Source organism: Xanthomonas sp. SHU 166 (assembly GCF_000364685.1).
Taxonomy (GTDB): domain Bacteria; phylum Pseudomonadota; class Gammaproteobacteria; order Xanthomonadales; family Xanthomonadaceae; genus Xanthomonas_A; species Xanthomonas_A sontii.
Genome location: NZ_AQOJ01001007.1, coordinates 1 through 3,113, shown reverse-complemented (window position 1 = coordinate 3,113; position 3,113 = coordinate 1). Strand labels below are relative to the sequence as shown.

The following is a 3,113-nucleotide window of genomic DNA, read 5'->3' as shown; positions in this document are numbered from 1 at the left end:
CTACGACAGCCGCTCGGTGGGGGCGCTGGGCCGGATCGCGCGCAGCGAGGGCCTGCTCGGCGGCGCGCTGGTGCTGAGCGCGGGCGCCCGCGACGGCAAGCCGCAATTGCAGGTACAACTGCGCGACGGCACCGCGCCGATTGGCGATGGCGCGCTGGCGCGGCATGTCGCGGGCAACGCGATGGCGCCGATGCTGCCGCTGTTCGACGCGCTGGCGCTGGGCAGCAGCGGTTGCGTGCTCGATGCCGGCGGCGGCCGCTGCCTGCAGGTGGAGCTGCGCGCATGAGCCGCACGCCGCTGAGCGCCGCCGACGCGGCGATCCTGATTCCGGCCCTCAACGAACGGCTGCGCATCCGCGAGGTGGTCAGCGACGCGCTGGCCTACTGCCCGCGGGTGATCGTGGTCGACGACGGCTCCGACGACGGCACCAGCGACTGCATCGCCGACCTGCCGGTGACCCTGCTGCGCCATCCGCAACGCCGCGGCAAGGGCGCGGCGTTGCGCAGCGGCTTCGCCGAGGCGCAGCGCCAGGGCGCGCGCGCGGTGATGACCATGGACGGCGACGGCCAGCACAGCGCCGCCGACTTCCCGCGGTTGCTGGCCGCGGCCAACCGCCATCCCGGCTGCGTGATCGTCGGCGCGCGCCTGCGCAAGCGCGCCAGCCAGCCGCCGATCCGCCGCATCGGCAACGATTTCGGCGACTGGGGCATCGCCTGGGGCTGCGGCTTCCGCCTGGTCGACAGCCAGAGCGGCCAGCGCCTGTACCCGCAGTCGGTCTACACCCTGCCCGACGTGCCCGGCGAGGGCTTCGTGTTCGAGGCGCAACTGCTGATCTCCGCGGCGCGCCAGGCCGGCGCACGGGTGGTGGCGGTGCCGATCGAGACCCGCTACGCCAGCCAGACCCCGGGCACGTTCCGCAAGAGCCACTTCCGGCTGGTGCGCGATCTGTGGAAGATCACCTCGCACGTGATCGTGCAGGTGTGGACCTATGGGCATGTGGTGCGCGAGTACCGGCGCACCCGCGCCAATCCGGTGCTGATCGACGACATCGACGGCACCCTCGACACGGCCCCCCTGGCCGTCGCCAAGGAAAAGACGACATGAAGGCAGCGCAGGCGGATGTGGCGATTCTGGGCGGCGGACTGGCCGGACTGACCCTGGCGCTGCAATTGCGCCAGCGCGACCCGCAGCTGCGCATCCGCGTGCTGGAACGGCGCGCGCACCCGGTACGCGAGGCCGCGTTCAAGGTCGGCGAGTCCTCGGTGGAGATCGGCGCGCACTACTTCGCCGAGGTGCTGGGCCTGCGCGAGCACCTGGATGCCGAACAGATCCGCAAGTTCGGCTTCCGCTTCTTCTTCTCCGACCGGCGCACCGACATCGACCAGTGCACCGAGCTGGGGGTGAGCCAGTTGCTGCCCACCCCCTCGTGGCAGATCGACCGCGGCCGCTTCGAGAATTTTCTCGGGCAGCGCGCGCGTGACCTGGGCGTGGAATTCCTCGACGGCAGCACGGTGCGCGGCGTCGACCTGGCCGAGGACGACGGCGACCACTGCGTGCGCTACAGCCGCGACGGCGCCGAGGCCAGCCTGCAGGCGCGCTGGGTGATCGACGCCAGCGGCCGCGCCGGCCTGCTCAAGCGCAAGCTCGGCCTGGCCCAGGACAACGCGCACCAGGCCAACGCGGTGTGGTGGCGGGTGGACGGGCTGGTCGATCCCAACGGCTGGTCGCAGGACAGCGCCTGGCTGCAGCGCTGCACGCCGCCGGACCGCTGGCGCTCGACCAACCACATGTGCGGCCCCGGCTACTGGTTCTGGCTGATCCCGCTGTCCTCCGGCGCGCATTCGCTGGGCATCGTCTGCGATGCCGCGATGCATCCTCTGGAGACCATGAACACCCACGCCAAGGCGATGGACTGGCTGCGCACGCACCAGCCGCAGGTGGCCAGCACGCTGGAGCGCAGCGAGCACACGGTGCAGGATTTCCTGTTCCTGCGCGACTTCTCCTACGGCTGCAAGCAGGTGTTCTCGGCGCAGCGCTGGGCGCTGACCGGCGAGGCCGGCGTGTTCCTGGACCCGTTCTATTCGCCGGGCAGCGACTTCATCGCCATCAGCAACACCTATATCTGCGAACTGATCGGGCGCGAGCGCGCCGGGCGCGACATCGCGCCCTACGCCGAGCTGTACCAGCAGCTGTATTTCTCCTTCTACGAGAACACCCTGACCCTCTACCAGGACCAGTACCCGCTGTTCGGCGATGCCCAGGTGATGCCGGTCAAGGTGATCTGGGACTACACCTACTACTGGTCGCTGCTGGCGCCGCTGTACTGCACCGACCGCATCGCCGACCTGGCGGTGCTGGGCCGGCTGCGCCCGGCGCTGCAGCAGGCCAGCGCGCTCAACCTGGGCATGCAGGCGCTGCTGCGCGATTGGGGCGCGGCCAACCGCGCGCAGGCCGCGGCGGTGGCCGACGGGCGCCTGCTGGACCAGTACCTGATCGGCTGGTTCCACGAACTCAACCGCGCGCTGAGCGACCGCTTGAACGATGCCGCCTTCGTCGCCCGCCTGCACGGCAACGTCGCGCGCATGGCGGAACTGGCCGGGGAGATCCTGGCGCGCGCCCGCCAGCAGCATCCCACGCTGGCCGACCACGGCCTGCTGGATGCCTGCCGCGATGCGGCGACGCCGCTGCCGGTCCTGTCGCCGGCCTGGTACGCGGACGCCGCCTGATCCACGCGCAGGGCCATGCCGCCCTGCAACAACGCGCGCTTCGCTTCCCCGCCGCGAAGCGCCAGGCGAGCGCGCAATTGCGCGGCACGCGTCACATGGGGCGAATATCGCCCGCGCATTCGGGTTTTCGCACGCGCGGCGGTTGACGCCCCGGCGCCACCGGCGCGACACAGGCCCGCCGCGCCCGGCGCGTCCTCCAGGAGAACTCCATGCGCTCCACGCTGCTCGCCTTGGCCCTGCCGCTGGCCGCTCTCGCCGCCGCCTCCACCGCACAAGCGCAGACGACCGCGCGCGCACCGGCCTCGCCGGCACCACTGCAACAATCCTGCGACGCGCTGGCGAGCCGGCTCGCCTATCCCGGCACCCACTTCACCGCGGTACGCAGTG

At 71.5% G+C, this 3,113-nt stretch carries 2 protein-coding genes and 1 pseudogene; all 3 read left to right on the top strand.

What is annotated here, in order from left to right; all coding sequences use genetic code 11:
• Nucleotides 1-286, top strand: a pseudogene (locus D180_RS22255) (hypothetical protein); the annotation flags it as partial.
• The gene (locus D180_RS22250; protein WP_017914504.1) at nucleotides 283-1,104 is read left to right on the top strand and encodes a glycosyltransferase family 2 protein; all 822 of its coding nucleotides are present in this window, start codon (nucleotides 283-285) and stop codon (nucleotides 1,102-1,104) included. The pseudogene D180_RS22255 and the gene D180_RS22250, both read left to right, overlap by 4 nt.
• Entirely contained in the window at nucleotides 1,101-2,726 is a 1,626-nt protein-coding gene (locus tag D180_RS22245; RefSeq protein WP_017914503.1) for a tryptophan 7-halogenase, read from the top strand. The genes D180_RS22250 and D180_RS22245 overlap by 4 nt, the downstream gene beginning before the upstream one ends.
• The last annotated feature ends 387 nt before the right edge of the window (nucleotides 2,727-3,113 follow it).